The organism is Novosphingobium sp. 9, assembly GCF_025340265.1.
Classification (GTDB): domain Bacteria; phylum Pseudomonadota; class Alphaproteobacteria; order Sphingomonadales; family Sphingomonadaceae; genus Novosphingobium.
On the sequence record NZ_CP022707.1, the window covers coordinates 2,806,607 to 2,832,897 of the forward strand.

Annotated in this window: 22 protein-coding genes and 1 tRNA gene; 18 read left to right on the plus strand and 5 right to left on the minus strand. The window is 67.4% G+C overall.

Translation table 11 applies throughout. The annotated features are described in order from the left end of the window. Window positions 1-70: 70 nt before the first annotated feature. From CI805_RS13710 to msrA, 3 genes are all read left to right on the plus strand, one after another. The gene (locus CI805_RS13710; protein WP_260924411.1) at window positions 71-1,411 is read left to right on the plus strand and encodes an MFS transporter; all 1,341 of its coding nucleotides are present in this window, start codon (window positions 71-73) and stop codon (window positions 1,409-1,411) included. A gap of 76 nt (window positions 1,412-1,487) precedes the next feature. Further along, window positions 1,488-2,549, plus strand: a complete 1,062-nt coding sequence (locus tag CI805_RS13715) for a LacI family DNA-binding transcriptional regulator (RefSeq protein WP_260924413.1) — start codon at window positions 1,488-1,490, stop codon at window positions 2,547-2,549. 75 nt (window positions 2,550-2,624) lie between these two features. Next, entirely contained in the window at window positions 2,625-3,278 is a 654-nt protein-coding gene (gene msrA / locus CI805_RS13720; RefSeq protein ID WP_260924415.1) for a peptide-methionine (S)-S-oxide reductase MsrA, read from the plus strand. A 17-nt stretch (window positions 3,279-3,295) separates the two neighbouring features. Here the strand turns inward: msrA and CI805_RS13725 are convergent, their stop codons facing one another. Continuing rightward, a complete protein-coding gene (locus CI805_RS13725) occupies window positions 3,296-4,471 on the minus strand; it encodes an NAD(P)/FAD-dependent oxidoreductase (protein WP_260924417.1) in 1,176 nt (391 codons plus the stop codon). Further along, a complete protein-coding gene (locus CI805_RS13730) occupies window positions 4,468-6,120 on the minus strand; it encodes an NAD(P)/FAD-dependent oxidoreductase (RefSeq protein ID WP_260924419.1) in 1,653 nt (550 codons plus the stop codon). Before CI805_RS13730 ends, CI805_RS13725 begins: the two co-directional genes overlap by 4 nt. A gap of 277 nt (window positions 6,121-6,397) precedes the next feature. Here CI805_RS13730 and CI805_RS13735 point away from each other — a divergent pair, with 277 nt between their 5' ends. The 5 genes from CI805_RS13735 (at window position 6,398) to CI805_RS13755 (ending at window position 9,660) form a co-directional block, all read left to right on the plus strand. Next, window positions 6,398-6,859, plus strand: a complete 462-nt coding sequence (locus CI805_RS13735) for a MarR family winged helix-turn-helix transcriptional regulator (RefSeq protein ID WP_260924421.1) — start codon at window positions 6,398-6,400, stop codon at window positions 6,857-6,859. Between the two features lie 189 nt (window positions 6,860-7,048). Next, window positions 7,049-8,266, plus strand: coding sequence for a toxic anion resistance protein (locus tag CI805_RS13740; protein ID WP_260924423.1), 1,218 nt, complete (start codon window positions 7,049-7,051; stop codon window positions 8,264-8,266). A 5-nt stretch (window positions 8,267-8,271) separates the two neighbouring features. Further along, window positions 8,272-8,886, plus strand: a complete 615-nt coding sequence (locus tag CI805_RS13745) for a hypothetical protein (protein WP_260924425.1) — start codon at window positions 8,272-8,274, stop codon at window positions 8,884-8,886. Continuing rightward, entirely contained in the window at window positions 8,883-9,008 is a 126-nt protein-coding gene (locus CI805_RS13750) for a hypothetical protein (RefSeq protein WP_260924427.1), read from the plus strand. The genes CI805_RS13745 and CI805_RS13750 overlap by 4 nt, the downstream gene beginning before the upstream one ends. Beyond that, complete coding sequence (locus tag CI805_RS13755; RefSeq protein ID WP_260924429.1) at window positions 9,001-9,660, plus strand: YqiJ family protein; 660 nt, start codon at window positions 9,001-9,003, stop codon at window positions 9,658-9,660. Before CI805_RS13750 ends, CI805_RS13755 begins: the two co-directional genes overlap by 8 nt. A 151-nt stretch (window positions 9,661-9,811) precedes the next feature. Here CI805_RS13755 and CI805_RS13760 read toward each other — a convergent pair whose 3' ends face one another. Beyond that, on the minus strand, window positions 9,812-10,174 hold the full coding sequence (locus CI805_RS13760; protein WP_260924430.1) for a YciI family protein: 363 nt from the start codon (window positions 10,172-10,174) through the stop codon (window positions 9,812-9,814). A gap of 498 nt (window positions 10,175-10,672) precedes the next feature. On the opposite strand from CI805_RS13760, the gene CI805_RS13765 reads away from it, so the two are divergent. Continuing rightward, entirely contained in the window at window positions 10,673-12,343 is a 1,671-nt protein-coding gene (locus CI805_RS13765) for a flotillin family protein (protein WP_260924431.1), read from the plus strand. Window positions 12,344-12,628: 285 nt separating this feature from the next. After that, window positions 12,629-15,943 (plus strand): glycosyltransferase, encoded by a 3,315-nt coding sequence (locus tag CI805_RS13770; protein ID WP_260924432.1) that lies wholly within the window; start codon window positions 12,629-12,631, stop codon window positions 15,941-15,943. Window positions 15,944-16,023: 80 nt separating this feature from the next. Here the strand turns inward: CI805_RS13770 and CI805_RS13775 are convergent, their stop codons facing one another. Continuing rightward, window positions 16,024-18,813 carry a M1 family metallopeptidase gene (locus CI805_RS13775; protein WP_260924434.1) on the minus strand — a complete coding sequence of 930 codons (2,790 nt, stop codon included), beginning with the start codon at window positions 18,811-18,813 and terminating at the stop codon, window positions 16,024-16,026. 316 nt (window positions 18,814-19,129) lie between these two features. Here CI805_RS13775 and CI805_RS13780 point away from each other — a divergent pair, with 316 nt between their 5' ends. The 7 genes from CI805_RS13780 to CI805_RS13810 all read left to right on the plus strand — a co-directional run bounded on the left by CI805_RS13780 (window position 19,130) and on the right by CI805_RS13810 (window position 25,208). Further along, window positions 19,130-20,014, plus strand: coding sequence for a thiamine pyrophosphate-binding protein (locus CI805_RS13780; protein WP_260924437.1), 885 nt, complete (start codon window positions 19,130-19,132; stop codon window positions 20,012-20,014). Beyond that, window positions 19,909-20,817, plus strand: a complete 909-nt coding sequence (locus CI805_RS13785; RefSeq protein ID WP_260924439.1) for a thiamine pyrophosphate-dependent enzyme — start codon at window positions 19,909-19,911, stop codon at window positions 20,815-20,817. The genes CI805_RS13780 and CI805_RS13785 overlap by 106 nt, the downstream gene beginning before the upstream one ends. Then, window positions 20,817-22,046, plus strand: coding sequence for an alpha-hydroxy acid oxidase (locus tag CI805_RS13790; protein ID WP_260924441.1), 1,230 nt, complete (start codon window positions 20,817-20,819; stop codon window positions 22,044-22,046). The genes CI805_RS13785 and CI805_RS13790 overlap by 1 nt, the downstream gene beginning before the upstream one ends. Before the next feature lie 77 nt (window positions 22,047-22,123). Beyond that, window positions 22,124-23,545: a sodium:solute symporter family protein gene (locus CI805_RS13795; RefSeq protein ID WP_260924450.1), complete on the plus strand. Its 1,422-nt coding sequence runs from the start codon at window positions 22,124-22,126 to the stop codon at window positions 23,543-23,545. A gap of 135 nt (window positions 23,546-23,680) precedes the next feature. Next, complete coding sequence (locus CI805_RS13800; RefSeq protein WP_260924452.1) at window positions 23,681-23,890, plus strand: hypothetical protein; 210 nt, start codon at window positions 23,681-23,683, stop codon at window positions 23,888-23,890. Next, complete coding sequence (locus CI805_RS13805; protein ID WP_260924454.1) at window positions 23,860-24,684, plus strand: MBL fold metallo-hydrolase; 825 nt, start codon at window positions 23,860-23,862, stop codon at window positions 24,682-24,684. Before CI805_RS13800 ends, CI805_RS13805 begins: the two co-directional genes overlap by 31 nt. A gap of 11 nt (window positions 24,685-24,695) precedes the next feature. Continuing rightward, window positions 24,696-25,208, plus strand: a complete 513-nt coding sequence (locus CI805_RS13810) for a GlcG/HbpS family heme-binding protein (protein ID WP_260924456.1) — start codon at window positions 24,696-24,698, stop codon at window positions 25,206-25,208. Between the two features lie 72 nt (window positions 25,209-25,280). On the opposite strand, the gene CI805_RS13815 is transcribed toward CI805_RS13810, so the two are convergent. Continuing rightward, window positions 25,281-25,357 (minus strand) — tRNA-Arg (locus tag CI805_RS13815). A gap of 101 nt (window positions 25,358-25,458) precedes the next feature. Here CI805_RS13815 and CI805_RS13820 point away from each other — a divergent pair. Further along, window positions 25,459-26,283: a queuosine precursor transporter gene (locus tag CI805_RS13820; protein ID WP_260924458.1), complete on the plus strand. Its 825-nt coding sequence runs from the start codon at window positions 25,459-25,461 to the stop codon at window positions 26,281-26,283. Window positions 26,284-26,291 lie beyond the last annotated feature (8 nt).

The following is a 26,291-nucleotide window of genomic DNA, read 5'->3' on the forward strand; positions in this document are numbered from 1 at the left end:
ATGCTGGCGGGAAGCAGGAGAACCGGTGTACCATCGCCCTGCTGGACCACCGGGCGGGGGCCTCGAAACCATGAAAAAGCCCAGAACGACACAGGCAAAACTGATACGCCCAAAGCTGCCGCTGGCCCGGATCGTCGAGATGAACCTCGGGTTCTTCGGCCTGCAGTTCAGCTTCGGGCTGCAACAGGCGAACATGGCGCCGATCTATGCGGCGCTGGGCGCGCACGAGGCGACGATGCCGCTGCTGTGGATCGCCGGGCCTGTCACCGGCCTGATCGTCCAGCCGCTGATCGGCGCACTGAGCGACCGCACCCGCAGCCGCTTCGGGCGGCGCGTGCCCTATTTCCTGATCGGCGCGGTGCTGTGTTCGGCGGGGCTGTTCGCGATGCCGCTCTCGCCCGCGCTGTGGATCGCGGCGAGCCTGCTGTGGCTGCTCGATGCCGCCAACAACGTGACGATGGAGCCCTACCGCGCCTATGTCGCCGACCGGCTCTCGCCCGAGCAGCGCCCTGCCGGGTTCCTGACCCAGAGCGCGTTCACCGGGCTTGCCCAGACGCTCGCCTATCTCGCCCCCTCGCTGCTGACTGCGGTGATCGACCGCAACCTGCTGGATGCGAACGGCATTCCGGCGGTGGTGCGGGTGGCCTTCGTGCTGGGCGCAGTGATCTCGCTGGCGACGATCGTGTGGTCGGTGCTGCGCGTGCCCGAACTGCCACCGGACGACGCCGAGCGCGCCCGGCTCGACACGCTGCCCCGCAGCCTTGCGGCGCCCTTTCGCGACCTGCTCGACGCCTGCGTGCAGATGCCGCGCCCGATGCGCCAGATGATGCTGCCGATGCTGTGCCAGTGGTATGCGATCTTCGCCTACTGGCAGTACGTCGCCCATGCGCTGGCACGCGGGTTCTATGGGTCGGTTCCCGCGCATTCGCCCGCTTTCCGCGCCGCGACGCTGACCGCACAACAGCTGGGCGCGGCCTACAACCTCGTGGCGATTCTGGCGGCGCTGCTGCTGATCCCGCTGGTGCGCCGCCATGGCCCGCGCGCGATGCACGTCGTGTGCCTGTGCGCAGGCGGCGGTGCGATGATCGCGCTGTCGCAGAGCGGCTCGCTGCCGGTGCTGGCATTGGCGGCGCTGGGCATCGGGCTGTGCTGGGCAGGCATGATGGGCAACCCTTACGTCATGCTGGCAAGCTGCATCCCGCCGGAGCGCAACGGCGTCTACATGGGCCTGTTCAACCTGTTCATCGTCGTGCCGATGCTGATCGAGACACTGACGCTGCCGCTGCTGTTCCACCCGGTGTTGACCGACGACCCGCGCCATGTCCTGCTGCTGGCCGGGCTGCTGATGCTGGCCGGCGCGCTCGCCACGCGCTTCGTACAGGGCACGCAACGAGCAGTCGAAACGCCATGACATATCCCGTTCGACACACCCTTCCCCCCGCGCCCAAGGCAGTGCTAAGGGTCCTTGCAGGAGAGGCTGAAAACACATGATCGAAAAAGACAACAGGGGTGCGTCCGGCGAAGACGGACAGGAAGACCCCGTACATGTGCGCACGCTGGCGGATCTTGCCAGGCTGGCGGGCGTATCGGCAGGCACCGTATCGCGGGCGCTGGCCGGCAAGGAACTCGTCAACACCGAAACCCGCGAGCGCATCCAGGCGATGGCGCGCGAACATGGCTTCCGCCCCAACCAGATGGCCAGCAAGCTGCGCACTCGCCGAACCGGGGTGATCGGCGTGGTCATCCCACTGGGCCACGAGAAGCGCCAGCAGATTTCCGACCCGTTCTTCCTCACGCTGCTGGGCCATCTGGCCGATGCGATGACCGAGAGCGGCTATGACCTCATGCTCAGCCGCACGATTCCCGATGGCACGTCGGACTGGCTGGAGCGGATCACCGGTTCGGGCATGGTCGATGGCGTGCTGGTGATCGGCCAGTCGGACCAGTGGGAGGTAATCGAGCAGGTCTCGCGCAGCTATCGCCCGATGGTGGTCTGGGGCCATCACCGCGCGGGGCAACACCATGTGACGGTGGGCACCGACAACGAGCTGGGTGGACGCCTCGCCGCCGAACGCCTGATCGCCTCGGGCGCGAAGAAGCTGGCGTTCATGGGCGTGACGCAAGGCATCGAGATCGAGATGCGCCATCGCGGCGCGCGCGCAGCGGCAGAGGCGGCAGGCGTGCCGCTGGTCCATATCCCCGCGCGCCTTGCCGGTGAGGAAATGGACCCACTGATCCAGGCCGCCCTGTCCGAACCGCTCTACGAAATCGACGGCATCGTCGCCGCGTCCGACCTCATCGCGATGTCGGCGCTGCGCTGTCTGCACGGGCTCAACCGCGCGGTCCCGCGCGAGATCCAGATCGTCGGCTTCGACGACCTGCCGCTCGCCGCGCATACCTCGCCCCCGCTCTCCACGATCCGGCAGGAGATCGCGCTGGGGGCAAAGCTGATGGTCGACAAGCTGACGGCGCTGATCGGCGGCGGCAGTGCGCAAAGCGAGATCACCACGCCGGTGCTGATCGAACGCGCGACGACGCGAACGCTATGAAAGGCGCCCGGGGCTTGTCGAACGGCCCCGCGCTTCCGACATGACAGGTTCCGGGGGCTGACCGGAGTACCGTCCATGCCTGCCAAGACTGCGATTGCCGCCATTGTCCTGACCATCGGCACCGCCCTGGGCACTGTCGCCGGCGCGGCGACTCCCGGCGGCAATTTCCCCGCGCCACCTCCCGAACCCGCTGCTTCGGGCAAGCAGGTCGCGGTGTTCGCAGGCGGCTGCTTCTGGGGGATCGAGGGCGTGTTCCAGCACGTTCGCGGCGTGCGCGACGTGACGGCAGGCTATGCAGGCGGCACCCGCCAGACCGCGAACTACAGCGCCGTCTCCACCGAACGCACCGGCCATGCAGAGGCGGTGCGCGTCGTCTACGATCCCTCGAAAGTCAGCTACGGCACCTTGCTGCGCGTGTTCTTCCAGGTGGCGCACGATCCGACCGAGCGCGGCGGCCAGTTCCCCGACCGAGGGCCGTCCTACCGCTCCGCCGTGTTCCCGCAGAGCCCGCAGCAGGCCGCGCTGGCCAAGGCCTATATCGCCCGGATCGACGCCGCGCATGTCTTCCCGCAGCCGCTGACCACGACGATCGAGACCGCCGCGTTCTACCCGGCGGAGACATGGCATCAGGACTATCTCCAGCGCCACCCGACCGACAGCTACATCCGCCGCTACGACCTGCCCAAGATCGCGCGCCTGCGGCAGACGCTGCCCCAGCTCTATCGATAACGACGGAAGGGCGCGCCTTAGATCGCCTCGCCTGCGGCTCGACCGCTGGCCCATGCCCACTGGAAGTTGTAGCCGCCCAGCCAGCCGGTGACGTCCACCGCCTCGCCGATGGCGTAGAGCCCCTGTACCTTGCGCGCCTCCATCGTCTTGGACGAGAGGCCTGCGGTGTCGATCCCGCCTGCGGTGACTTCGGCCTTGGCATAGCCTTCCGAACCATCGGGCACGAAGGGCCAGCGCGCCAGCTTCTCCTCGGCGGCGCGCAGGGCCTTGTCGGTGAGGGCCGCCATCTCGCCCTCGATCCCCAGCCGCCCGCACAGCGCTTCGGCCAGACGGTCAGGCAGGCCCTCGCCCAGCACCTTGCGGAACCCTGCGCGCGGGCGTTCGCGCTTGGCCTCGATCAGCCAGCCGGGCGCGCGGTCGGGCAGGAAACGGGTGTGCAGCGTGTCGCCGCGCTGCCAGTAGCTGGAGATCTGGAGGATCGCCGGACCGGACAGGCCGCGATGCGTGAACAGCGCCGCCTCGCGGAACCTCGCCTTGTTGCAGACGATCTCGACCTCGGTGGCGACACCCGAAAGGTCGCGGAACAGCGCCTCGTCGCCGGGCAGCGTCAGCGGCACCAGCGCCGGGCGCGGCTGCACCACTTTCAGGCCGAACTGCCGCGCGAGGTCATAGGCCACGCCGCTCGCACCCATCTTCGGGATCGACGGCCCGCCGGTGGCGATCACCAGCGCGGGCGCCGCAAACACCTCTGCGCCGAAAGTCACGCGATAAAGGCCATCCCCGTGCTCGACGCCGCCCAGCGCCTCGCCGCAGCGCACGTCGACATGGCCTTTCGCGCACTCCTCCAGCAGCATGTCGACGATTTGGCGGGCCGAGCCGTCGCAGAACAGCTGGCCCAGCGTCTTTTCATGCCAGGCGATCCCGTAAGCCTCCACCAGCACCAGGAAATCGCGCGGAGAAAAGCGCCCCAGCGCCGACTTGGCGAAGTGCGGATTAGCCGAAAGGTAGCGATCGGGCGCGGTGTGGATATTGGTGAAGTTGCAGCGCCCGCCGCCCGAGATCAGGATCTTCTTGCCCACCCGCTCGGCATGGTCGAGCAGCAGCACGCGCTTGCCGCACTGCCCCGCCGTTGCCGCGCAGAACAGCCCGGCGGCGCCGGCGCCCAGCACTATCGCATCGTAGGGCTGGCTCATGCCTCTGCGTCCGCCGTCTCGCCCAGCAGGTCGCCCAACAGATCAAGCGCCAGCGCCTCGGCGACGCGGATGCCGTCCACGGCGGCGGAGAGAATGCCGCCCGCATAGCCCGCGCCCTCGCCCGCAGGGTAGAGCCCGCGCGTATTGAGGCTCTGCAGGTCCTTGCCGCGCGTGAAGCGCACCGGCGAGGACGTGCGCGTCTCGACGCCGGTCATCACCACGTCGGGATGATCGTAGCCGGGCACCTTGCGGCCGAACACCGGGATCGCCTCGCGCAGCGCCTCGACCACGAAGGGCGGCAGCACCTGAGCCAGATCGGTGGGCTTCACGCCGGGCTTGTAGCTCGGCTCGACCACGCCGAACTGCGTCGAGGGCCGGTCCTTGAGGAAATCGCCCAGCGTCTGTCCCGGCGCGTCGTAGTTCGATCCGCCTGCCGCATAGGCCACTTCTTCCAGCTGGCGTTGCAGCTTGAGCCCTTCGAGCGGGCCGCCCGGAAAATCGCGCTCGGGCGTGACGTCGACGACGAGGCCGGAGTTGGCGTTGAACTCGGCGCGCGAATACTGGCTCATGCCGTTGGTGACGACACGGCCTTCCTCGCTGGTCGCGGCGACCACGCGCCCGCCGGGGCACATGCAGAACGAATAGACGGTACGGCCGTTCTTCGCCTGATGCGAGATCGCATAGGCCGCCGCGCCCAGGATCGGGTTGCCCGCGCACTCACCGTAGCGCGCCTTGTCGATCCAGCTCTGCGGATGCTCGATCCGCACGCCGATGGCGAACGGCTTGGCCTCGGCATAGACGCCGCGCTCGTGGAGAATTTCGAAGGTATCGCGCGCCGAGTGGCCGATCGCCATGATGACGTGGCGCGCTTCCAGCCGCTCGCCGTTCGAGAGGTGCAGCGCGGCGAGACGACGCTCGCCCACCTCATCCGTCTCGATCTCGAAATCGTCGACACGGGTGCCGAAACGGTATTCGCCACCCAGTTGCTCGATCGTTTCGCGCATCGACATCACCATGGTAACGAGGCGGAAGGTGCCGATATGCGGATGCGCTTCGTAGAGGATATCATCCGGCGCGCCCGCCTTGACGAACTCGGTCAGCACCTTGCGCCCGAGATGGCGCGAATCCTTGATGCGCGAATAGAGCTTGCCGTCCGAGAACGTGCCCGCGCCGCCCTCGCCATATTGCACGTTGCTTTCGGGATCGAGCACCGAGCGGCGCCACAGCCCCCAGGTGTCCTTGGTCCGCTCGCGCACCGCCTTGCCGCGCTCGACGATGATCGGACGCAAGCCCATCTGCGCCAGAATCAGCGCGGCCAGCAGCCCGCACGGCCCCGCGCCGATCACCACCGGACGCGGGCCGTCCCAGCCCTCGGGCGCGCGGACGGGGAACCTGTAGGAGGTATCCGGCGTCGGGCGCACATGCTGGTCGCCCTCGTGGCGTGCGAGCACCGCCGCCTCGTCCGCCAGATGCAGGTCGAGCGTGTAGACCAGCTTGATCGCGCTCTTGCGGCGCGCATCGTTGCCGCGCCGGGCGACGATCACGCGCAACAGTTCCTCAGGCGCAATGCCGAGGCGCTCGCAGATGGCGCGGTCGAGGTCTTCGCCCGAATGATCGAGCGGCAGCATGAGATCGGAAAGTCGCAGCATGGCCGCGCCCTTATACAGGATTGCGCCTTTATGCCATCCATCGCCCGGATTGCCGGAAATAAGCCTGAGCTTCGCGATTGTTGCTGTCATGTTTCTCAGTCATGCGCAGTTCAGGTTGGTTTCCACTGCGATAACTGTACCAGATAGTACGACTCGACACCCTGACACATTTTTTCCTTGGCGAAGGCCGGTATTTCGTTGCAGAAGGAACCATCTTAGGGCCTTGGCGCTTGGTTCGGTGGGGGCACTGGAACCAAGGCCAACAGGAGGGAAACACTTGGATAATCGAGTACTGGGGGATCCGGTCACGCCGGAGTTCGAGCTTGCGAATTACCCGTTCTATCGTCTCATCAGGTTGGCCAGCCGGTACAACAGCCTGATCGAGCAACGACTTCGCACGATCGACCTCGACATCCCAAGCTGGCGCGTGCTGATGATCCTGGGCGAGAAATCGCCTCGGGGCGTGCGCGAGATCGCGCAGAAGGCCGTCATTCCGCTCTCGACGATGACGCGAATCGTCCAGCGCATGGAGATGGCGGGTCTCGTCTCGCTGGCCGCCGCCAGCTATGACGCCCGCGTCACCGAAGTGACCATCACCGAAGACGGCGCCGCCCGTCTGGTCAAGGCGCGCGAGCTGTCCTCGCCGGTCTACAACCAGGCGATCCGCGGCTTCACCAAGACCGACTTCGACCGTTTCCTGTCGCTGATCGGGCGCATGCACGGCAATCTGGGCGAGTAATCGCCGCTCGCCGCTCGCGAAAGGCCGACGCCGCGCACGTCGCACGTCGGCCTTTACCGGCCTTCCGTCGAAATAGGCTCGCCGTTCCTTCCTGTTTTGCTTGTGCAGCCGCCGGGGCGATCCTAGATTCGCTCTCGCAATTGCACATGCCACTTTGGGTATGGGCGCTGGGACTTGGGACGACACGATATGGCCGACACTTCCGCTACACAGGCACCGGAAGCCGAACTGACGCTGACCCCGCCCGATCCGGTGCCGGTGATCCGCGCGGAAAAGGCGGCAGGCCTCGTCCCCGTCTCCGACGATCAGAAGTCCAAGCTGCAAACACGCGTCGATGATTTTGTCGATGATCTGATCGCGCAGGACGCCACCTCGCCCGAATTCGGCCGCCGGGTGGACCAGATCACCAACATGGGCCGCAAGGAAATCGCCGAGGCGGCAGGCCAGTCGAACCGCTTCCTCGACCGCCCGGTGCGCGCGATGGACAAGGACAACGGCGTCGGCGCCGACCTTGCCGAACTGCGCCGCACGGTGGAGGACCTCGATCCCTCGACCAAGGGCAACCTCACCGCGCCGCGCAAGCTCTTCGGCGTGATCCCGATGGGCAACAAGCTGCGCAACTACTTCGACAGCTACAAGAGCTCGCAAAGCCATATCAGCGCGATCCTCGCTCGTCTTCAGGGCGGCAAGGACGAACTGCTGATGGACAATGCCGCCATCGACGTCGAGCGGCAGAACCTGTGGGCCGCCATGGGCAAGCTCGAGCAGATGATCTACATGTCCAAGACACTGGACGAGACGCTGGAGAGCAAGGCCAACGACCTCGATCACACCGACCCGGCCAAGGCCAAGGCGGTGCGCGAGAGCGCGCTGTTCTATGTCCGCCAGCGCACGCAGGACCTGCTGACGCAAATGGCGGTGACGGTGCAGGGCTATCTCGCGCTCGATCTGGTGAAGAAGAACAACGTCGAGCTGATCAAGGGTGTCGACCGCGCCTCCACCACCACGGTCGGCGCGCTGCGCACTGCCGTGACCGTGGCACAGGCGCTGACCAACCAGCGGCTCGTGCTCGACCAGATCACCGCGCTGAACACCACCACCGCCAAGATCATCGATGCGACCGGCCAGATGCTCAAGGACAACACCGCGCGCATCCACGAGCAGGCCGCCGCCGCGACGATCCCGCTCGAAACGCTGAGCCGCGCGTTCCAGAACATCTACGACACGATGGATTCGATCGACACCTTCAAGCTGCAGGCGCTCGATTCGATGAAGCAGACGGTGACGGCGCTGGAAGGCGAAGTCGGCAAGTCGCGCGCCTATATCGCCCGCGCGCAGGGCGCCTCCGACGCTGCCGCCAGCGGGGACAGCAAGGCCGCGCGCGCCATGCTGGAGGCGCTGGACTGAGCGCGATGGCAGCGGGACGCGATATCACCGTGAAGAAGGAGATCGTGCGCGCCGCCCGTCGCCAGCGGGCGATGCGGCTGGAGCAGGCGCGCCGCGCGCGCTGGGCGCACCGCATGCGGCGGCTGCGCCGGGCGTTCCTCGCCGCCGCCGCCATCGTGATGGCGACGTTCGTCGCCGCGCTGGTGATGGGCGGGCTGCCATTCACCACCACGCTGCTGGCGATCCTGCTGGCAATGGTCGCCTTCGCGGTGCTTGCCTTCTATCCGCCCAGCCCTCGCCCGCGTGCCGACCAGCTGGGTTCTGCCGAACTTGCCGAACTCGCCGCCAGCACCGAGCTGTGGCTGGAGAGCCGTCGCCGCGCCCTGCCCGCCCCTGCGCTCGACGCGGTGGACATGATCGGCGTGCGGCTGGAACAGCTGCAACCGCAGTTGCAGACGCTCGATGCAAACGGCCCGCCGCGCGCGAGGTGCGCAAGCTGCTATCCGAGCATCTGCCCGCGCTGGTCGACAGCTATACCCGCATTCCCGCCTCGCTGCGCGGCAAGGCGCATGCGGGAAGCACCCCCGATGCGCAGCTGGTCGAGGGCCTCGGCACCATCGCCGACGAGATCGAGGCGATGAGCCTGGACCTGTCGCAGGGCGATCTCGATGCGCTGGCCACGCGCGGACGGTTCCTTGAGACGAAGTATGTCGAGGCGCGCCTGACCGGCCCGGCTTCGACACCGGGAATCGGCGATGCTTGAACTGCTCGGGCTCGCCCAGAGCCTGCCCTTCACCGCCGCGATCGGGCTGATGCTGATGCTGGCGCTGTTGCAGGTCGCCGGTGCGGCGGACCTTCTGGGGAGCCACATCGACGCGCATATCGACAGCCATCTCGACGCGCATGCCGGCAGCGATCACGGCATGCCGGTGGACGCCGGGCTGCTCTCGCTGATCGGGCTGGGCCGCGTGCCGTTCCTCGTCTGGCTGATGCTGCTGCTCACGCTGTTCGGACTGATCGGCCTTGGCGCGCAGGGGCTGCTGCTCTCGCTGACCGGCCAGCCGTTGACCGCGTGGATCGTCGGCCCGCTGACCGGGATCGCCGCGCTTCCCGCCACCGGCCTTGCCTCGCGCCCGCTCGCGCACCTGTTACCCAGCGACGAGACCAGCGCGATCCATGTCGGCAGCCTCGTGGGGCGCGAGGGCGAGATCGTCGTCGGCACCGCCAGCCCCGGCAACCCGGCGCGCGCCCGCGTGATCGACACCTACGGACAGGCGCACCATGTCATGCTGGAGCCCGACAGCGCAGACCAACGCTTCGTCACCGGCGAGAAAGTCCTGCTGGTCCGCCGCGAGGGCGAACTGTTCAAGGCCATCGCCCGCGGCGACCACTACCTGCCGCGACTGGACGGGTAAGAGTCCGTGTTTGCACATTCGCGAGACGCGAATGTGTGCGGCACCGGCCCTCGCCCCCACCCTGCCACCCAACGATAGTATTCTGCGGGTGGCAGGGTGGGGGCGAGGGCCGGTGCCGCTTCCGAGAATGCCGATCAGGCATTCTCAAACCTCAACCCACCGGGCGCCCGATTTCGTAGAACGGACGGATTTCGATCACGCTGGGCACCGGCATCGGATTGGGGCAGCGCTTCACCCACGCCGTCGCCTCGTCGAGATCGGCGACGTTCCAGATCCAGAAGCCAGCGACGAGTTCCCCGGCGGGCGTAAACGGCCCGTCGATCACCTCGCGCGTCTCGCCATCGAAGGCGACGCGGCGGCCATACGAACTGGAGCGCAGGCCGCGCGCCATCACCAGCACGCCCGCCTTCTCCAGTTCGTCGTTGAACGCGCCCATCGCCGCCATCATCGCGGGATCGAGCGGCGGATCGCCCTCGCTGAATTCGGTGGCCTTGACCACGACCATGACCTGCATCGCGCGTTCTCCTCTCCTGCCTTCCCCCGCACCCTATCACATGCAATCGACTCGCAGATATCCGGTTTCGCTGGGAAGGTGCTTTCGATTCGTCTATGAACAGGTACAGACAAGATGAAGTCGAGAGCGGGGCATCGTGCCGACCGCCGCGTCTTGATCAGGAGTAACCCGACGATGTGCGCATGTCGCTGAAAAGCACGCGGCGCTGAACGTCACACTTGTACCGGATCTTTTGAAAAACTTTCGACTGAAGGTTTTTTTAATTCCGGCACATCTTCACGCCACCCGCATTTGCGGCCATCATCGCTGCGACAGCTTTCGCCTGTCGTCGTGATGGGACGCACTCGCCTGCGGTCGATCCCCACCATCATCGCGACGCGAAACCTGTCGCCCCCGCTTAGCCGTGCGCCCGTTCAACGGGCCTTGCACGGCTGAGCCGGGATGACCTTTCGTGCGGGGCACCCTGCCCCGCCGGCGTCCCTTGAAGGAGATTGATCCATGAACGCTCTTGTCGGTCCGGCGATTGTCGCCGGCATCGCCCTTGTCCTGTTCCTGGGCATCGCCCTGCTGGTCGCCCGGCTCTATCGCCGTGCCAGCAAGGAGATCGCCTTCGTGCGCACGGGCGTGGGCGGCGAGAAGGTGGTGATGAACGGCGGCGCGCTGGTGCTGCCGGTGTTCCACGAGACGATGCCGGTGAACATGAACACCGTGCGTCTGGCCGTGGAGCGCAAGAACGGCGATGCACTGATCACGCTGGACCGCCTGCGCATCGACGTGAAGGCCGAGTTCTACGTGCGCGTTCGCCCCGATGCGGGCGCCATTGCCATGGCCGCGCAGACGCTGGGCCAGCGAACCATGCACCCCGAAGCGCTGAAGGAACTGGTCGAGGGCAAGTTCGTCGATGCGCTGCGCTCGGTCGCGGCGGGAATGACGATGAACCAGCTGCACGAACAGCGCGCGGATTTCGTGCAGAAGGTGCAGCAGGTGTCGTCTTCCGACCTTGCGATGAACGGTCTTGAGCTGGAATCGGTGTCGCTGACCGGCCTCGACCAGACCTCGATCGAGCACTTCAACGCCAACAATGCGTTCGATGCCGAGGGTCTGACCAAGCTGACCGAGCAGATCGAGTTGCGCCGCAAGGCCCGCAACGACATCGAGCAGGAAACCCGCGTCCAGATCGAGACCAAGAACCTCGAAGCCCAGCGCCAGTCGCTCCAGATCGAGCGCGACAACCAGTTCGCCAAGCTGGAGCAGGAGCGCGAGGTCGAGATGCGCCGGGCCGAGCAGGCTTCGGAAGTGGCGCGCGAGCAGGCCCTGCGCAGCCGCGAGGCGGACGAGGCGCGGATCATGGCCAAGCAGATCGTCGATGCCAAGCAGATCGAGGCCGACCGCGCCGTGCAGGAAGCCCGCATCGCGCAGGCCCAGGCGATCGAGCTGGCCCGGCAGGAACAGCAGATCGCGGTGCAGAACAAGAGCCGCGAGGAAAGCCAGGCCAAGGCCCAGGCCGACGAGGCCCGCGCAAAGGCGGTCGCCGCCGAAGAACAAGTCTCGACCAGCCGCGAAACCGAAGTGGCCGAGCGCGCCAAGCGCATCGAGCTGATCGAGGCGGCCAAGGAGGCCGAGCGTCAGGCCATCGCGGTGACGGTGCAGGCCGAGGCCGAGAAGACCGCCGCCGCCAACCGCGCCGAAGCCGCGCGTCTGGAAGCGAACGGTGAGGCCGAGGCCGAGAAGCTGCGCGCCGAAGCGGCCGCGATCCGCTTCGAGGTGGAAGCCGCGGGCCAGCGGGCGATCAACGAGGCGGCGAACCTGCTCTCGTCCGATCAGGTCTCGCTGCAGATGAAGATGGCGCTGCTGAAAGTCCTGCCCGAGATCGTGCGCGAATCGGTGCGCCCGATGGAAGCGATCGATTCGATCAAGATCGTGCAGGTCGATGGCCTCAAGACCGGCGGGGCCGCGTCGGGCGTGGCCGCGAACGACATCGGCGGCGGCTCGGGCAATCTGGCGGGCAATGCGGTGAACGCCGCGCTTGCCTACCGCGCGCAAGCCCCGCTGATCGACGGGCTGATGAAGGAGCTGGGGCTCGATGGCTCCTCGCTCGACGCGCTCGCCAAGGGCGCCGTCGCGGCAGCGGAACCGTCCGTCATGCCGCTGGCCGACGCGGCGGAATAAGACGCCTCGACCAAAACCCGCCCGACCGCGCGCGCTTGCGAGCGCGGTCGGGCTCTTTCACGATCGACGCACAGCGCAGTGCGACGGATCGTTCAGGGAGCCGAAAGCCGCGCGGGCGCAAGCGCGCGCCGTCCGCCTTCCAGGCATCGTGCAAGGGGCGGTTGGAAAGCATCCTTCCTTGACCAAGCCTCTTGCCTTGACAGCGGCTCTCGCCTCTGACCATGCGCCCGCCATGACACCGGCCCGCGATCTGTCTTCGCGTCTCGTCGTGAAAGGTTCGCGCGCATGACCTCCCCCGTCTTCTTCGACAGCACCGGACGCCGCCGCAAGGTGGTCGGCTTCGTTGTCGGCCTGCTGCTGATCGTCGCACTGGGCTGGTCAGTGATCTTCGCCAGCACCATCGTGCAGGTGCCGGACGCCTCCGCGCTCAAGATCGGCGGCGAGCGCCAGCAGCCGCTGCCGTTCCGCACCCGCATCGCCCGTCTGCGCCACCACCTGCTGCCGGGCGGCCACAACGGCATCAAGGGCCAGCCGCTCTCGATCGCCTATTACGTGCCGTGGGACGAGGACAGCGCCAGCTCGCTGAAGGCGCATTACGATTCCATCGACTGGATCGTCGCCGCCGATGCGCTGATCGATGCGAAGACCGGTCGCCTGACGGTCCAGCCCGACCCGCATCTGGCCGCCATCATGCGCTCCCGCCTGCACCGCCCGCAGCTGCACATGATGGTCCAGAACTTCGACGGCAAGGCCTGGGCCGGGGCGCCGATGGTCCGCCTGCTGAACAATGCCAAGGCCAGCGATGCGCTGATCGCCGATCTGGTCTCCGCCGGGCAGAAGAACAACTGGCAGGGCGTGACGCTCGATATCGAGAACCTGCCCGACAATGCCCTGCCCCGCTATGCCGCCTTCCTGGCTAAGGCCCATGCGAAGCTGCAGGCGGCGAACCTCGGCCTCTCGGTCACGGTGCCTGCCGATGCGCCCGTCTGGTATCTGAAACAGCTGGGCAAGTCGGTCGATCACGTCATGCTGATGGACTACGACCAGCACTGGCAGGGCGGCACCCCCGGCCCGATCGCCGCGCAGGACTGGTTCGAGGAAAACCTCGAAACCGCGCGCGGCGTGATCCCGGCGAACAAGCTGGTCGTCGCGCTCGGCTCCTATGGCTATGACTGGCACGACGGCACCGCCGATGCGCTGGCGATCGAGGATGCCTGGCTCGCCGCGCACGACAGCGGCGCCACCCCGCAGTTCGATCCGGCCAGCGGCAACAGCGGCTTTTCCTACGAGGATTCCGGCCACAAGCACACGATCTGGATGCTCGATGCCGCAGCGACGTGGAACCAGATGCAGGTGCTGGGCGATGTCGGCGGCATCGCGCTGTGGCGTCTGGGCAGCGAAGATCCCGGCTACTGGCAGGCGCTGAATGCCCTGCGCCACAATACCCGCCCCGACCTGTCGACCATCGCGCCCTCGCGCGGGGCCGATGTCGAGGGCAGCGGCGAAGTGCTGCGCATCGGCGCCAGCCCCACCGGCGGCCAGCGCACGATGACCTTCTCACCGGATGGCACCGTCACCGGCGAAAGCTATCAGGTGCTGCCGACGCCCTACGTCGTCAACCGCACCGGCGGCGCCGATCCCAAGGTGCTGGCGCTGACCTTCGACGATGGCCCGGACCCGGACTGGACGCCGAAGATCCTCTCGATCCTGGAGGCCAAGCACGTCCCCGGCACGTTCTTCGTGATCGGCGAGAACGCGCTGGAACACCCCGGCCTGCTCCAGCGCGAGAACGCCGACGGCTTCGAGATCGGCAACCACAGCTACACCCACCCGAACATGGCCGAGGAATCGAACCTTGGCACCAAGCTGGAGCTGAACACCACCCAGCGCCTGATCGAGGCCTACACCGGCCGCTCGACCCGCCTGTTCCGCGCGCCCTATTTCGGAGACGCCGAGCCGACCACCGCAGACGAACTGGAACCGGCAGCGCTGGCGCAGACGCTGGGCTACACCATCGTCGGCCTGCACGTCGATCCGGACGACTGGATGCGCCCCGGCGTCGATCACATCATCAACGAGGTGATGACGCAGGTGAAGAACGTCACGCCCGACCGCAGCGAGAACGTGATCCTGCTGCACGATGGTGGCGGCGACCGTTCGCAGACGATCATCGCCCTGCCGATCATCATCGACCGCCTGAAGGCCGAGGGCTATCGCTTCGTCACCGTCTCGCAGCTGGCAGGCGTGTCGCGCGATGCGGTGATGCCGCCGGTGACGGGGGCAGACCTGGCCGCCGTGCGCGCCGACGTGGGCTTCTTCGCGGCGCTGGCTGGCATCTTCTATATCCTCAAGTGGATGTTCTTCTTCGCCATTTCGCTGGGCATCGCGCGCGCGGTGTTCCTGACCGCACTGGCGCTGATCGACCGCCGCTCGAAGGATCGCGCGCCCGAACTACCCGCCGATCCCGACGCCCGCCCGCTCGTCTCGGTCATCATTCCGGCCTACAACGAGGAGAAGGTGATCGTTCCCTCGATCGCCCGCGTGCTCGCCAGCGACTATGCGCGGATCGAGCTGATCGTCGCCGACGACGGATCGAAGGATGCCACCAGCGAACTGGTCGCCCGCCACTATGGCGACGATCCGCGCGTGCGGCTGATGACGCTGGAAAACGGCGGCAAGGCCAGCGCGCTCAACCGCGCGCTCAAGGCCGCGTCGGGCGAGATCGTCGTCGCGCTCGATGCCGATACGCAGTTCCTGCCCGAGACCATCGGGCGGCTGGTGCGCTGGTTCGTCAACCCGCGTATCGGCGCCGTGGCGGGCAATGCGCGCGTGGGCAACCGCATCAACCTGATCACCCGCTGGCAGGCGATCGAATACGTCACCGCGCAGAACGTCGAGCGTCGCGCGCTCGATGCGCTGGGGGCGATCACCGTGGTTCCCGGCGCGGTCGGCGCCTGGCGGCGCAGCGCGCTGGATGCCGTGGGCGGCTATCCCGAGGATACGCTGGCCGAGGATCAGGACCTGACCATCGCCATCCAGCGCGAAGGCTGGCGCGTCGCCTACGACGTGGAAGCCATCGCGCTGACCGAGGCGCCGGAAAGCTTCACCGCGCTGTCCAAGCAGCGCTATCGCTGGTCGTTCGGCACGCTGCAATGCCTGTGGAAGCACCGCGCGGTGCTGCGCAAGGGCGAGCCGCGCGGCCTTGCCTGGTTCGGCATGCCGCAGGCCTGGGTGTTCCAGATCCTGTTCGCCGCGATCTCTCCGGTGATCGATCTGGCGCTGCTGATCTCGATCATCGGCACCTGGGTTCGCGTCCAGCAGCACGGCTGGGCACAGACCCAGACCGACGTGCTGCGCATGGGCGTCTACTGGGTGGTGTTCGTCGCGGTGGACCTGATCGCGGGCTGGATCGCCTATCGCATGGAGCCGCAGCGCCAGCGCTTCCCCGGCCTGATGCTGATCGCCCAGCGCTTCGCCTATCGCCAGCTGATGTATTCGGTGGTGATCCGCTCGATCAGCGCGGCCCTTCGCGGACGCGTGGTGGGCTGGGGCAAGCTGGAGCGCACCGGCTCGGTCAAGGTGGCCGACGCGCCGAAGTAAGCGCAGGAAGCTTATCCTGAAACAAAAAAGGGGGCGCCGGTCGGAACCGGCGCCCCTTTCCTTTGCATATGCCCGGAGGCTTATTTGGCCCGCAGCGCCGCTGGCCACTCCGCCCCGCGCTTGCCCATGAGCACGCCGCAGTCGTGGATGCGCTCCACCACGCGGTCGAGATCCAGCCCGCCGCGCTGGTACTGCTCGACCTTGGGGCGCAGCGCCTTCTCGATCTCGTCCGCCTTCTCGACCGAGCAGTAGCCGCCCGCATAGGAAGGCAGGCGTGCGGCGACGAAGATGCCGTTGTCCTTCACCACCATGTCGTAGTGCGCGATCAGCCAGCTGACGCCCATGTCGCGGGTCGCCGGATCGGAGATCAGGCCCGCCAGCATCGTCAGCTTGTCGGCACCGCGCAGGCGATCGTCGGAGCCGAACTTGTCCAGCACCCACTGGCCGATGTCCGCCTTGCCGCTCGCGCCCACCGAACGCAGCGCCGCCCTGCGCACCAGCGAATCCTCGCTCGCCACGCCCTTTTCGTAGAGCGCCTGCGCCGCCTGCGCACCACCATCGGCGACATAGGCCCCGAAGCCCGCGCCGTAGAGCGACTGGTCGAGCGCCGAGGCATCGCCGCCAAGGTACGCCCCCGCCGCTTTCGCCAGCGCCGCCTGCACCGGCTTGTCCTCGGCCTCGCCCGCCAGCAGGCCGATCAGGTCCGTGCGCAGCTTCTGGCGATCCGGATCGTCCGAGGCATAGGCCCCGGCCTTCGGATCGAAGCCCAGCGCCTTCAGCCGGGGCGCATAGGTCGCATCGAGCACCGCGCGGTAAGCCGGAAGATCTGCCTCGGCGATCAGCCCGCGGGCATGCAGCCCGGAAAGCCGCTCGCCGCCATCGACTGCCGCGCCCGAATAGGGGTTGGCCGCCATGGCCTTCATCGCCGAGACCAGCAGCGAGGGGCTGACTTCGCCCGCCTGATAGCTGGCCCACAGGCTGTCGGTCAGCGCCAGTGCCTCACCCGGCACCAGCGTGGGCGCGGTGGCGATCAGCTTCGCCCATTCGGCATCGGGCATCGCAAAGCGATAGTACCCGGTGCCGCCCGCGTTGGGCATGATCGCGCCGCTGCCCTTGATCGTCATCGTGCCGCTCGCCTTGTCGAGCAGCTGGCACTGGCGCGCATCGCCCACGCGCACGCACAACGGAATCGTCCAGCTCTGCGCCGGAACCTGCGAGCCCAACAGCGCATAGCGCTTCTGGCTGACCTGCAGGGTGCCGCCCTTGCGCTCCAGATGGACCACCGGCACGCCCTGCTGATCGACGAAGCTCTTCATCGCATCGACCACGCGCGGATCCTTGGCGACATCGGCCAGCGAGGCGAAGAATTCGTCGGTCGTGGCATTGCCGTAGGCATGGCGCTGAAGGTGCAGACGCACGCCCTGCTGGAACTTGGCATCGCCCAGATAGGCGGCAATCATCGCCACCACCTGGCCGCCCTTGCCATATGTCACCTGATCGAAGGCGCTGTCGATCTCGCCGCTGGTGGCGATCGGCTGATGGATCGGACGCCCGGCCTTCAGCGCGTCGATGTTCATCGCCTGGAACGCCTCGTCGATGGCGCCTGCGCCGATCTTCAGATCGGGCTGCCATTCGTTGCCGATGCGATAGCCCATCCAGTTGGCGAAGCTTTCGTTCAGCCAGATGTCGTCCCACCAGGCGGGCGTCACCAGATCGCCGAACCACTGGTGCGACAGTTCATGCGCGACGACCATGCCGAATTCCTGCTTCTGCGACGTGGACGCGCCGTGATCGAGGAACAGGAGGTCATCCGCATAGGTATCGGCGCCCGCGTTCTCCATCGCGCCGCCCATGATCGGCGAGCCGATCTGGTCGAGCTTGGGGAACGGGAACGGCTCGCCGAAATACTTCTCCAGCAGGCCGACGATCGGCCCGGTGTTCTGCAAGGCGAAGTCCAGCTTGTCCTTGTTGGGCTGGGTGCCGAGCACGCGCACGGCCAGCGGCGTGGCGCGCTCGGGCGTCGGCGCGGCCTCGCCCTTGGCGACCGCGAACGGACCGGTGCCGAAGGCGACGAGATAGGTCGGCAGCGGCTTGGTCGGCGCGAAGCGATGCACCACCATTTCGGCAGGCGTGGTCAGGCCATGGGCCTTGTCATACTGCGCGGCGGGCGAATTGGCATCGACCTTGAGCGGCGTCTCGCTCGCTTCCGGCGCGTTGGAATAGACCTGCTGGCCCGCCGCCGTCGTCAGCGTGACGGTGAACGGCGTCTTGAAGCCGGGCTGGTCGAAGCCGGGGAAGGCGCCGCGCGCGTCGATCGATTCGAACTGCGTCCAGGCATACCACTTGTCCGCCACCTTGACGTGGAACAGGCTGGCGCCGCCGTTGCTGAACGGCGCGTCGTAATCGAACACCAGCGTCACCCGGCCTGCGGGGATCTGCTTCGCAAAGTCCAGCCGCACAACGCCCAGTTCATCGACCTGCGTGTACTTCACCGGCACCACCGCGCCGCCGACGCGCGCCATCACGCCCGCCATCGCCAGGTCGCGCCCATGCATATAGAGCGAAGAGAGCGGCTTTTTGAAATCGACGTCGATCTCGGTATGCCCGGAAAAGTGCGTGCGCTCGGGCTGGATCGTCAGGTCGAGCCGGTAGGCCACGGGCACCGCGACGTCGGACAGCTTGCCCTTGGGCGCATTGGCGTCGGGCACGATCGCAGGCGCCGGGTCTGCGGCAGGTGCAGGCGTATTGGGTGCAGGTGCATTCTGGGCCATGGCGGGCTGGCCGAAGGCCAGCGCGGCAGGCGCGGTGGCCAGCAGCAGCGCGGCCAGCTTCGGGCGCAGCGACGAGTGCCGGGAGAATGGGGAACGCATTGGGGGGACTCCCTGATTGGTGTACTGGCGCGCAGGCCAGCCATGGCGCGCACTATGATCGCGGCTCGTGCGATGTCCAGCACCGTTCGCCGAGCGGAGAAGACGCTCGTCGAGAGACCTTCTGCCCGTCCCATCCTCTGCCCCACCATCTGTCCCGTCATCTTCCTGCGTGATGATGCGGATAAGGCATAATTATTGGATGCTATGCCGCATCCGGGTCTAGCCTCCCCTTCGAACACCAGACCGGCGCGCCCCTGACACCAGAGGCCGGACACCTGCCGGGACACAAGGTCGCATCGCGCGGAGAAGGATCGTCATGCCCCAAGGCTCCCTTTCGGATTCCCCCCTTTCCGATACGTCTTCGTCGGAATCCCAGTCTTCGGCGATGCTGGTGCTGCGCCAGTTGCAGGCCGAGGGGATCGACTACTTCTTCGCCAATGGCGGCACCGACTTCCCGCCGATCGCCGAAGCCTATGCCCTCGCCCGCAACGAAGGCATCGATGTGCCGCGCCCGATGGTGATCCCGCACGAGAACCTCGCCGTCGCCATGGCCCACGGCGTCTACATGACCACCGGGCGGATGCAGGCGGTGATGCTGCACGTCAACGTCGGCTCGGCCAATGCGATCAACGCGCTGCTCGATGCCTCGCGCGACGAGACGCCGGTGCTGCTGATGGCGGGCCGCTCGCCCTATTCCGAGCGCGGCCGCAACGGCACCCGCACGCGCTACATCCACTGGGCGCAGGAGATGTTCGATCAGGCGGGCATGCTGCGCGAGGCGGTGAAGTGGGATTACGAACTTCACCTGCCCGAACAGGGCGCCGATGCCGTGGCGCGCGCCGCACAGGTGGCGCTGAGCGTGCCGCGCGGGCCGGTCTACCTCACCCTGCCCCGCGACGTGATTGCCGAGGATGCGCGCGGCCACCAGCCGGTCGCGCCGCTGGCGCCCAACCCGGCGCCGCGCCCCGATCCGCAAAGCCTCGCCACGCTGGCGCGCTGGCTGGGTGAGGCAAAGCGCCCGCTGATCGTCACCGCCGCTGCCGGACGCACCCCGAAGGCTTCGCCGCGCTCGACAGTTTCGCGCGCCGGGCGCAAGTGCCCGTCACCGCCTTCCACCCGCGCTTCCTCAACTGCGCGACGGACAATCCGTGGTTCGCAGGCTTCGATCCAGCGCCGCTCATCGCCGAGTGCGACCTCCTGATCGCGCTCGACTGCGACGTGCCGTGGATCGACGCGGTACAGTCACCCCCCGCCAATGCGCGGGTGGTCCAGATCGGCACCGACCCGGCGCATGTCCGCTATCCGATGCGCACCCACCGCGCGGACCTGAACATCGCGGGCGAGACCGGCGTGGTCCTGCCCGCGCTCGAAGCGATCCTCGGCTTCGACAGCGGCGCGCCCCGGCAAGTACCGGGCGGGCTTCCTGCCTCGCCCGCAGCGCCCGGCGCGACGATCTCGCCCGAATACCTCAGCCGCTGCATCGGCGAGGCGATCGATGCCGATACCATCCTCATCAACGAATATCCGCTGCGACTGGAGCACTGCCCGCGCACCAGGGCAGGCACCTACTTCGGCCTGAGCGCCGCCGGGGGCCTCGGCTGGGGTCTGCCCGCCGCGCTGGGCGCCAAGCTGGCGAACCCGGAGCGTCTCGTCGTCGCGACGCTGGGCGATGGCGCCTATATCTTCGCCAATCCCACCGCCTGCCACTGGGCCGCCGAGGCGCATGGCCTGCCGGTGCTGACGGTGATCTTCAACAACAGCCTCTATGGCGCGGTGCGCAATTCCACCAAGGCGATGTACCCCAAGGGCGGCGCCGCCGAGGACGCCTGGCGCATGCTCGCCGAACTCGACCCCTCACCCGCGTTCGAGACGCTGGTCGAGGCGAGCGGCGGCAAGGGCTTCCGCGTGGAAGACGCCGCCGACCTGCCCGCCGTGCTCGCCCAGGCCATCGCCACCGTGCGCGCCGGACAGCAGGCGCTGGTCAACGTGATCTGCCCCTACTGATGAGCCGCGCGCCGCTTCCTGCCAGCACGAGTCCAGAAAGCAGGCGGGCTGGCCCCGCTGGCTGGGGCACGGGCGGACTGTCCGGGCGGGCCGCGGCGCTGCGCCGTCGCTATCCGGCGATTACCGACCTCTACCCGCTCGCCCGCCGCCGGGTGCCGCGCTTCGCTTACGATTTCGTTGCAGGCGGCGTGAACGACGACCTGTGCCTCGCCCGCAACCGGGCTGCGCTCGATGCCGTCACGATCACCCCGCGCTATGGCCGCGACGTGGGCAAGGTCGATCTGTCCACCGACCTGTTCGGCCAGCGCTATGCCCTGCCCACCGGGGTTTCGCCGATGGGTCTTGCCGGGCTGCTGTGGCCGGGCATCGACGAAAGCATCGCCGCCGCCGCACAGGCCGCGCGCATTCCCTATGTGCTCTCGACCGTGGCGAACACCACCATCGAGCGGATCGCCCGGATCGCGCCCGACGTGTTCTGGTATCAGCTCTACAACGTACCGGGTGACGACCACCGCGTGCTGCGCGACCTGATCGCGCGGGCCGAGGGCGCAGGCGCGAAAGCGCTGGTCCTGACGCTGGACGTGCCGGTCCGCTCCAAGCGCTATCGCGACGTGCGCAACGGCCTGTCGGTCCCCTTCCGCCTGCGGGCGCGCACCGTGCGCGATGTCGCGCTGGCGCCGCGCTGGGCACTGTCGATGCTGCGCCACGGCCAGCCGCGCTTCCACAATTTCGACGCCTATCTGGGCGAACGCGCCGCCACGGCGGACATCGCGGGCTATGTCTATCGCGAGATGGCCGGGCCGATGACCTGGGAGACGGTCGCGATGATCCGTGATCTGTGGCCGCGCGCGCTGGTGGTCAAGGGCGTGCTCCACCCCCGCGATGCCGAGGAGGCGGTGCGGTTGGGCTGCGAGGGCCTGCTCGTCTCCAACCACGGCGGGCGCCAGTTCGACGCTGCGCCTGCCGCCATCGATGCCCTGCCCGCCATTGCCGCAGCGGTGGGCGATCGGATGACCGTGCTGATGGACAGCGGCATCCAGTCCGGGCTCGACGTGCGCCGGGCGATGGCGCGGGGCGCGCGCGCCGGTTTCGCCGGGCGCGCCTTTGCCATGGGCCATGCCGCGCTCGGCCGCGAAGGCCCGGCCCACGTCATCCGCATTCTCGAAGAGGAAATCCGGCTCGCGCTGGCCCAGTCGGGCGCCGACGCGGCCCATTACGCAAAACCATAATAGAACAGCCCGACGGAGAGGACAGGACATGTCACAGGATCATAGCGAGGCCAGTCCCGCAAAGACAGGAGGCCATCATGGGCGTTGAAACCGGAGCCGACTGGTTCGTCATCGGCGTCAGCGTCGCCTACATGGTCGGCCTCGCCTTCGTCAGCTATGCGGTGCGCCGCAATGCCCGCACCGCCAAGGGCTTTACCTCGGGCGGGACGACCTACCCGGCGATCTTCATCGGCTTCATGCTGATGAGCGAGTTCATCGGCACCACCGCCAGCGTCGGCACCGCGCAGCAGGCCTATACCGCCGGTGTCTCCGCCGCGTGGAACGTCGCCGTGCTCGGCATCGGCTTCCTGCTCTACGCCTGGCTGCTGGCGCGCAAGTTCAACGAAAGCGGCGAGAACACGATCTCCGCCGCGATGGCCAAGTTCTATGGCAACAAGGTGAAGCTGGCGACCTCGATCATCATGATCTGCGCCCTGCAGATCGTCGCCATCTCCACCTACGGCTCGGGCGGCGCGGTGCTGGCCCCGCTGCTCTCGGTCGACCGCTCGACCGCGATCATCATCACCGGCGTGGTCGCGGTGCTCTACGTCAGTCTGGGCGGCATGAGTTCGGTGATCTACACCAATGTGATCCACGCGATCCTGAAGTACGTGGGCGTGCTGCTGGCGCTCGGCTTCGCGATATGGATGGCGGGCGGCACGACGCATATCGTCGAGGTGGCCCCCGCCAAGATGTTCTCGATCTCGGGCGTCGGCTGGGATCAGGTCTTCGCCTGGCTGGTCGCGGGCGTGGGCGCGGTGTTCTCCACCCAGTACGTGGTGCAGGCGATCAGCACCGTGCCCGATGGCGCCAAGGCGACCCGCGCCAGCTTCTATGCCGCCGTGCTGCTGGTGCCCTTCGGCATCGCCGCCGCGCTGATCGGCGTTGCCGCCTCGGTCGCCTTCCCCGGCATCAAGCCGCTCCAGGCTTTTCCAGAAGTGATCGACCACATGGGCGACCTGCCCGCCGCGATCGTCGTTGCGGGGCTTGCCGGATCGCTGTTCGGGACGATCTCGGCGCTCAGCATCGGTACTGCCACGCTGATCTACAAGGACTTCTACCTGCCGATCACCGGCAAGACCGGCGATGATCGCAGCTCGCTGATGTTCGTGCGCGTGCTCACCATCGTCGTCGGCCTGCTGCCGATCCCGCTGGCGATCATGTCCACGCAAGTCGTCGCGGTGACGTTCCTGGCCAAGTCGCTGCGCGCCGCGCTGGCCGTGCTGGTGCTGCTGATGTTCTATGCCCCGCGCTACGGCAGCAAGCAGGGCGCGTTCGTCAGCATCATCCTGTCGCTGCTGGGGACCATCGCCTGGTATCTGGCTGGCAATCCCTTCGGCATCGACAACGCCTTCATCGCGGTGGGCACGCCGATCGTGGTGATGACGATCAGCCACTTCCTTCGCCCGCCGTCGCAGGACGTTGAGGTATCGCCGGACGCGCCGGTGTTGCAGCGATAGTGGCGGAAACGGGGGGAGCGGGTCCGTACCGCGCTTCCCCCCTCCTTCCCCGCAGGTCATTGCATTTGCACACGATTGCACGGAAACGCGTTCCCCGGCATTGGCCTTGCCCGGCATAAACGTACCATCCGGTACATGACATGCCAGACGCCCTCCCCCATCCGCCGCATCCTTGCCGCGAGCGCGCTCACCCTGTCGCTCACGGCATCGCTGACGGCTCCCGCGATCGCCCAGACCGTCGCGACCAGCCGCTTCACCCCTGCCGATGTCCAGCCGCCGACCATTCCCGGCGTCCCCCGGCAGGCCGCGAGCCGATGTACAACCCCGCGCAGACCCGCCAGCTAACGCCGCATGTCTGGATGATGCCCGGCTATCCCAATGCGGTGATCGTCGTCGGCAAGACCGGCGTTCTGGCCGTCGACACCGGTCTTGGCACGCCCAATGGCCGGATCGTCGCCGCCGAGGCGAAGCGCTTGGCACCGGGCCGCAAGCTCTACCTCGTAACCACCCACTTCCATCCCGAGCACGCAGCAGGCTTCGGCGGCTTCCCCGGCGATACTGTGCTGATCCGCCCTCGCGTGCAGCAGCGCGAACTGGTGCTTGACCACGAACGAATGGTCGCCCGCTTCGCCATCGACAATCCCGAAGTCCTCAAGAACCCGGTGTTCGGCACGCCCGAACTGTTCGACCACGAGCGCGATATCGACCTTGGCGGCGTCCACGCCCGCGCGATCTATGCAGGCCCCGCACACACCGCGGGCGATACCTCGGTATTCATCCCCGAAGACAGCGTGCTCGTCACCGGCGACACCATCCAGAACCGTTTCGGCCCGACGTTCCTGGGCGGCGGTATCGGTCCCGCGCCGTGGCTGGCGACCGTCAAGCGCCTCGCCGTGCTCAAGCCGAAACTGATCATCCCCGACCATACCCAGCCCGGCCCCGGCGCCCGGATCATCGCCGACGAGGAAGCGATCCTGAGCGAAATGGTCACGCGCACCGCCGCCGCAAAGAAGGCCGGTCAGACGCGCGAACAGGCCATCGCCTCGGTGATGAAGACGATCCGTGCCGAGCGCCCCGGCTGGAACATCGGCCCGCTCGCCGACGATGGCGTCGCCCGCGCCTACGACGCCGCGAAGTGAGCGCCTGCGGGATGAAATCCGCACTGATCGCCGCGCTCGCGCTCACCGCCATCCCGGTGAGCGCGGGGGCGGCGCCGAGCGCTACGGCGGGGACGGGGACAGGCCCTGCCCGCACCGTCACCCGCGCGGAGATTTCCGCGCCGGGCGCGCAGGCGGTGCTGGACCGCGCCCGCACGCTCGCACGCCAGCGCGGGTTGCACATGTGCATTGCCGTCGTCGATGCCAGCGGCACCCTCGTCGCGTTCGAGCGGATGGACGGGGCGATTACCGGCTGCGGCGATTCCGCCATCGCCAAGGCGGCCTCCTCGGCGAAGTTCGGCGTGCCCACGGACACGTTCTTCACCCGCGCCCGCGATGCGAACCTGCCGATCGGCTTCGTGCCCGGCATCGTTCCCGCTGCCGGTGGCGCCCCGCTGAAGCAGGGCAGCGTGGTGATCGGCGCCGTGGGCGTGAGCGGCGGGAATGTCGAGACCGAACGCGATCTCGCCGCCGACACCGCCGCGCAGGACAACGCGGCGCAATAAGGAAGTTGGCGCGCCTGTTCGAACACAGTTCGAACGACACTTGAACCCCAGGGCCCGTCAATCCCCGGAAGTTGGCGCGCCCGAGTGGGTTCGAACCACTGACCCCAAGCTTAGAAGGCTCGTGCTCTATCCAGCTGAGCTACGGGCGCGCGCTGCATCGCCCATAGCGTGGTTCTGTCCTAGCGCAAACCTCGACTACGCGCGCAAGCAGCGCTTTGCGTTTGCGAAAGGCTGCGTTACCCACAGGGACATGACCGCTTCCGCCTCCGATCACCCGACAGAAACGCTCTCCCCTTCCGGTCTCGCCCGGATCGACGGGCGGCTGACCGAAAAGCGGCACTTCCGCTATTTCGACTTCGTGATGGTTGCCTTCGTGGTGATCCTGCTGCTCTCGAACCTGATCGGCGCCGCCAAGCAGGCGCAGATCGAGCTGCCGCTGCTGGGCACCGTCAATTTCGGCGCGGGCGTGCTGTTCTTCCCGGTCAGCTACATCATCGGCGACGTGCTGACCGAGGTCTACGGCTATGCCAACGCGCGCCGCTGCATCTGGGCGGGGTTCTTCGGCCTCCTGTTCATGGTGCTGATGAGCGTGGTGGTGGTGCAGATCCCCGCCAACCCCGAATGGGCACTGGCGTCGGCCACCTATACCATCGCGGGCCATCAGGTGACGGCGCCCAACCAGGCGGCCTACTATGCGATCTTCGGGCAGACCCCGCGCATCGTCTTCGCATCCGTGGTCGCATTCTGGGCGGGCGAGTTCGTCAATTCCTTCGTCCTTGCACGCATGAAGGTGATGACCAGGGGCAAGCACCTGTGGAGCCGCACCATCGGCTCGACGGTGTTCGGCGAAGGCGTGGACAGCGCGCTGTTCTATCCGCTGGCGTTCCTGGGCGTGGCGGGCTTTCCCACCCACATGGTCTTCGTGCTCGCCTTCACGCAGTGGATCGTCAAGACGCTGTGGGAAGTGGTGCTGACGCCGGTGACGTACCTGATCGTCGGCTTCCTCAAGCGGCGCGAGGGCGTGGACGTCTATGACGAGCACACCAACTTCTCGCCCTTTGCGAAAACCGCGTAAATCTGGCT

Coding starts and splice junctions, on each gene's coding strand:
- CI805_RS13755 (WP_260924429.1), top strand. CDS start 9,001: ATGCTTGAACTGCTCGGGCTCGCCCAGAGCCTGCCCTTCACCGCCGCG.
- CI805_RS13760 (WP_260924430.1), bottom strand. CDS start 10,174: ATGCAGGTCATGGTCGTGGTCAAGGCCACCGAATTCAGCGAGGGCGAT.
- CI805_RS13805 (WP_260924454.1), top strand. CDS start 23,860: ATGTACAACCCCGCGCAGACCCGCCAGCTAACGCCGCATGTCTGGATG.
- CI805_RS13795 (WP_260924450.1), top strand. CDS start 22,124: ATGGGCGTTGAAACCGGAGCCGACTGGTTCGTCATCGGCGTCAGCGTC.
- CI805_RS13740 (WP_260924423.1), top strand. CDS start 7,049: ATGGCCGACACTTCCGCTACACAGGCACCGGAAGCCGAACTGACGCTG.
- CI805_RS13790 (WP_260924441.1), top strand. CDS start 20,817: ATGAGCCGCGCGCCGCTTCCTGCCAGCACGAGTCCAGAAAGCAGGCGG.
- CI805_RS13745 (WP_260924425.1), top strand. CDS start 8,272: ATGGCAGCGGGACGCGATATCACCGTGAAGAAGGAGATCGTGCGCGCC.
- CI805_RS13820 (WP_260924458.1), top strand. CDS start 25,459: ATGACCGCTTCCGCCTCCGATCACCCGACAGAAACGCTCTCCCCTTCC.
- CI805_RS13765 (WP_260924431.1), top strand. CDS start 10,673: ATGAACGCTCTTGTCGGTCCGGCGATTGTCGCCGGCATCGCCCTTGTC.
- CI805_RS13800 (WP_260924452.1), top strand. CDS start 23,681: ATGACATGCCAGACGCCCTCCCCCATCCGCCGCATCCTTGCCGCGAGC.
- CI805_RS13750 (WP_260924427.1), top strand. CDS start 8,883: ATGAGCCTGGACCTGTCGCAGGGCGATCTCGATGCGCTGGCCACGCGC.
- CI805_RS13780 (WP_260924437.1), top strand. CDS start 19,130: ATGCCCCAAGGCTCCCTTTCGGATTCCCCCCTTTCCGATACGTCTTCG.
- CI805_RS13775 (WP_260924434.1), bottom strand. CDS start 18,813: ATGCGTTCCCCATTCTCCCGGCACTCGTCGCTGCGCCCGAAGCTGGCC.
- CI805_RS13725 (WP_260924417.1), bottom strand. CDS start 4,471: ATGAGCCAGCCCTACGATGCGATAGTGCTGGGCGCCGGCGCCGCCGGG.
- CI805_RS13810 (WP_260924456.1), top strand. CDS start 24,696: ATGAAATCCGCACTGATCGCCGCGCTCGCGCTCACCGCCATCCCGGTG.
- CI805_RS13715 (WP_260924413.1), top strand. CDS start 1,488: ATGATCGAAAAAGACAACAGGGGTGCGTCCGGCGAAGACGGACAGGAA.
- CI805_RS13770 (WP_260924432.1), top strand. CDS start 12,629: ATGACCTCCCCCGTCTTCTTCGACAGCACCGGACGCCGCCGCAAGGTG.
- CI805_RS13730 (WP_260924419.1), bottom strand. CDS start 6,120: ATGCTGCGACTTTCCGATCTCATGCTGCCGCTCGATCATTCGGGCGAA.
- msrA (WP_260924415.1), top strand. CDS start 2,625: ATGCCTGCCAAGACTGCGATTGCCGCCATTGTCCTGACCATCGGCACC.
- CI805_RS13710 (WP_260924411.1), top strand. CDS start 71: ATGAAAAAGCCCAGAACGACACAGGCAAAACTGATACGCCCAAAGCTG.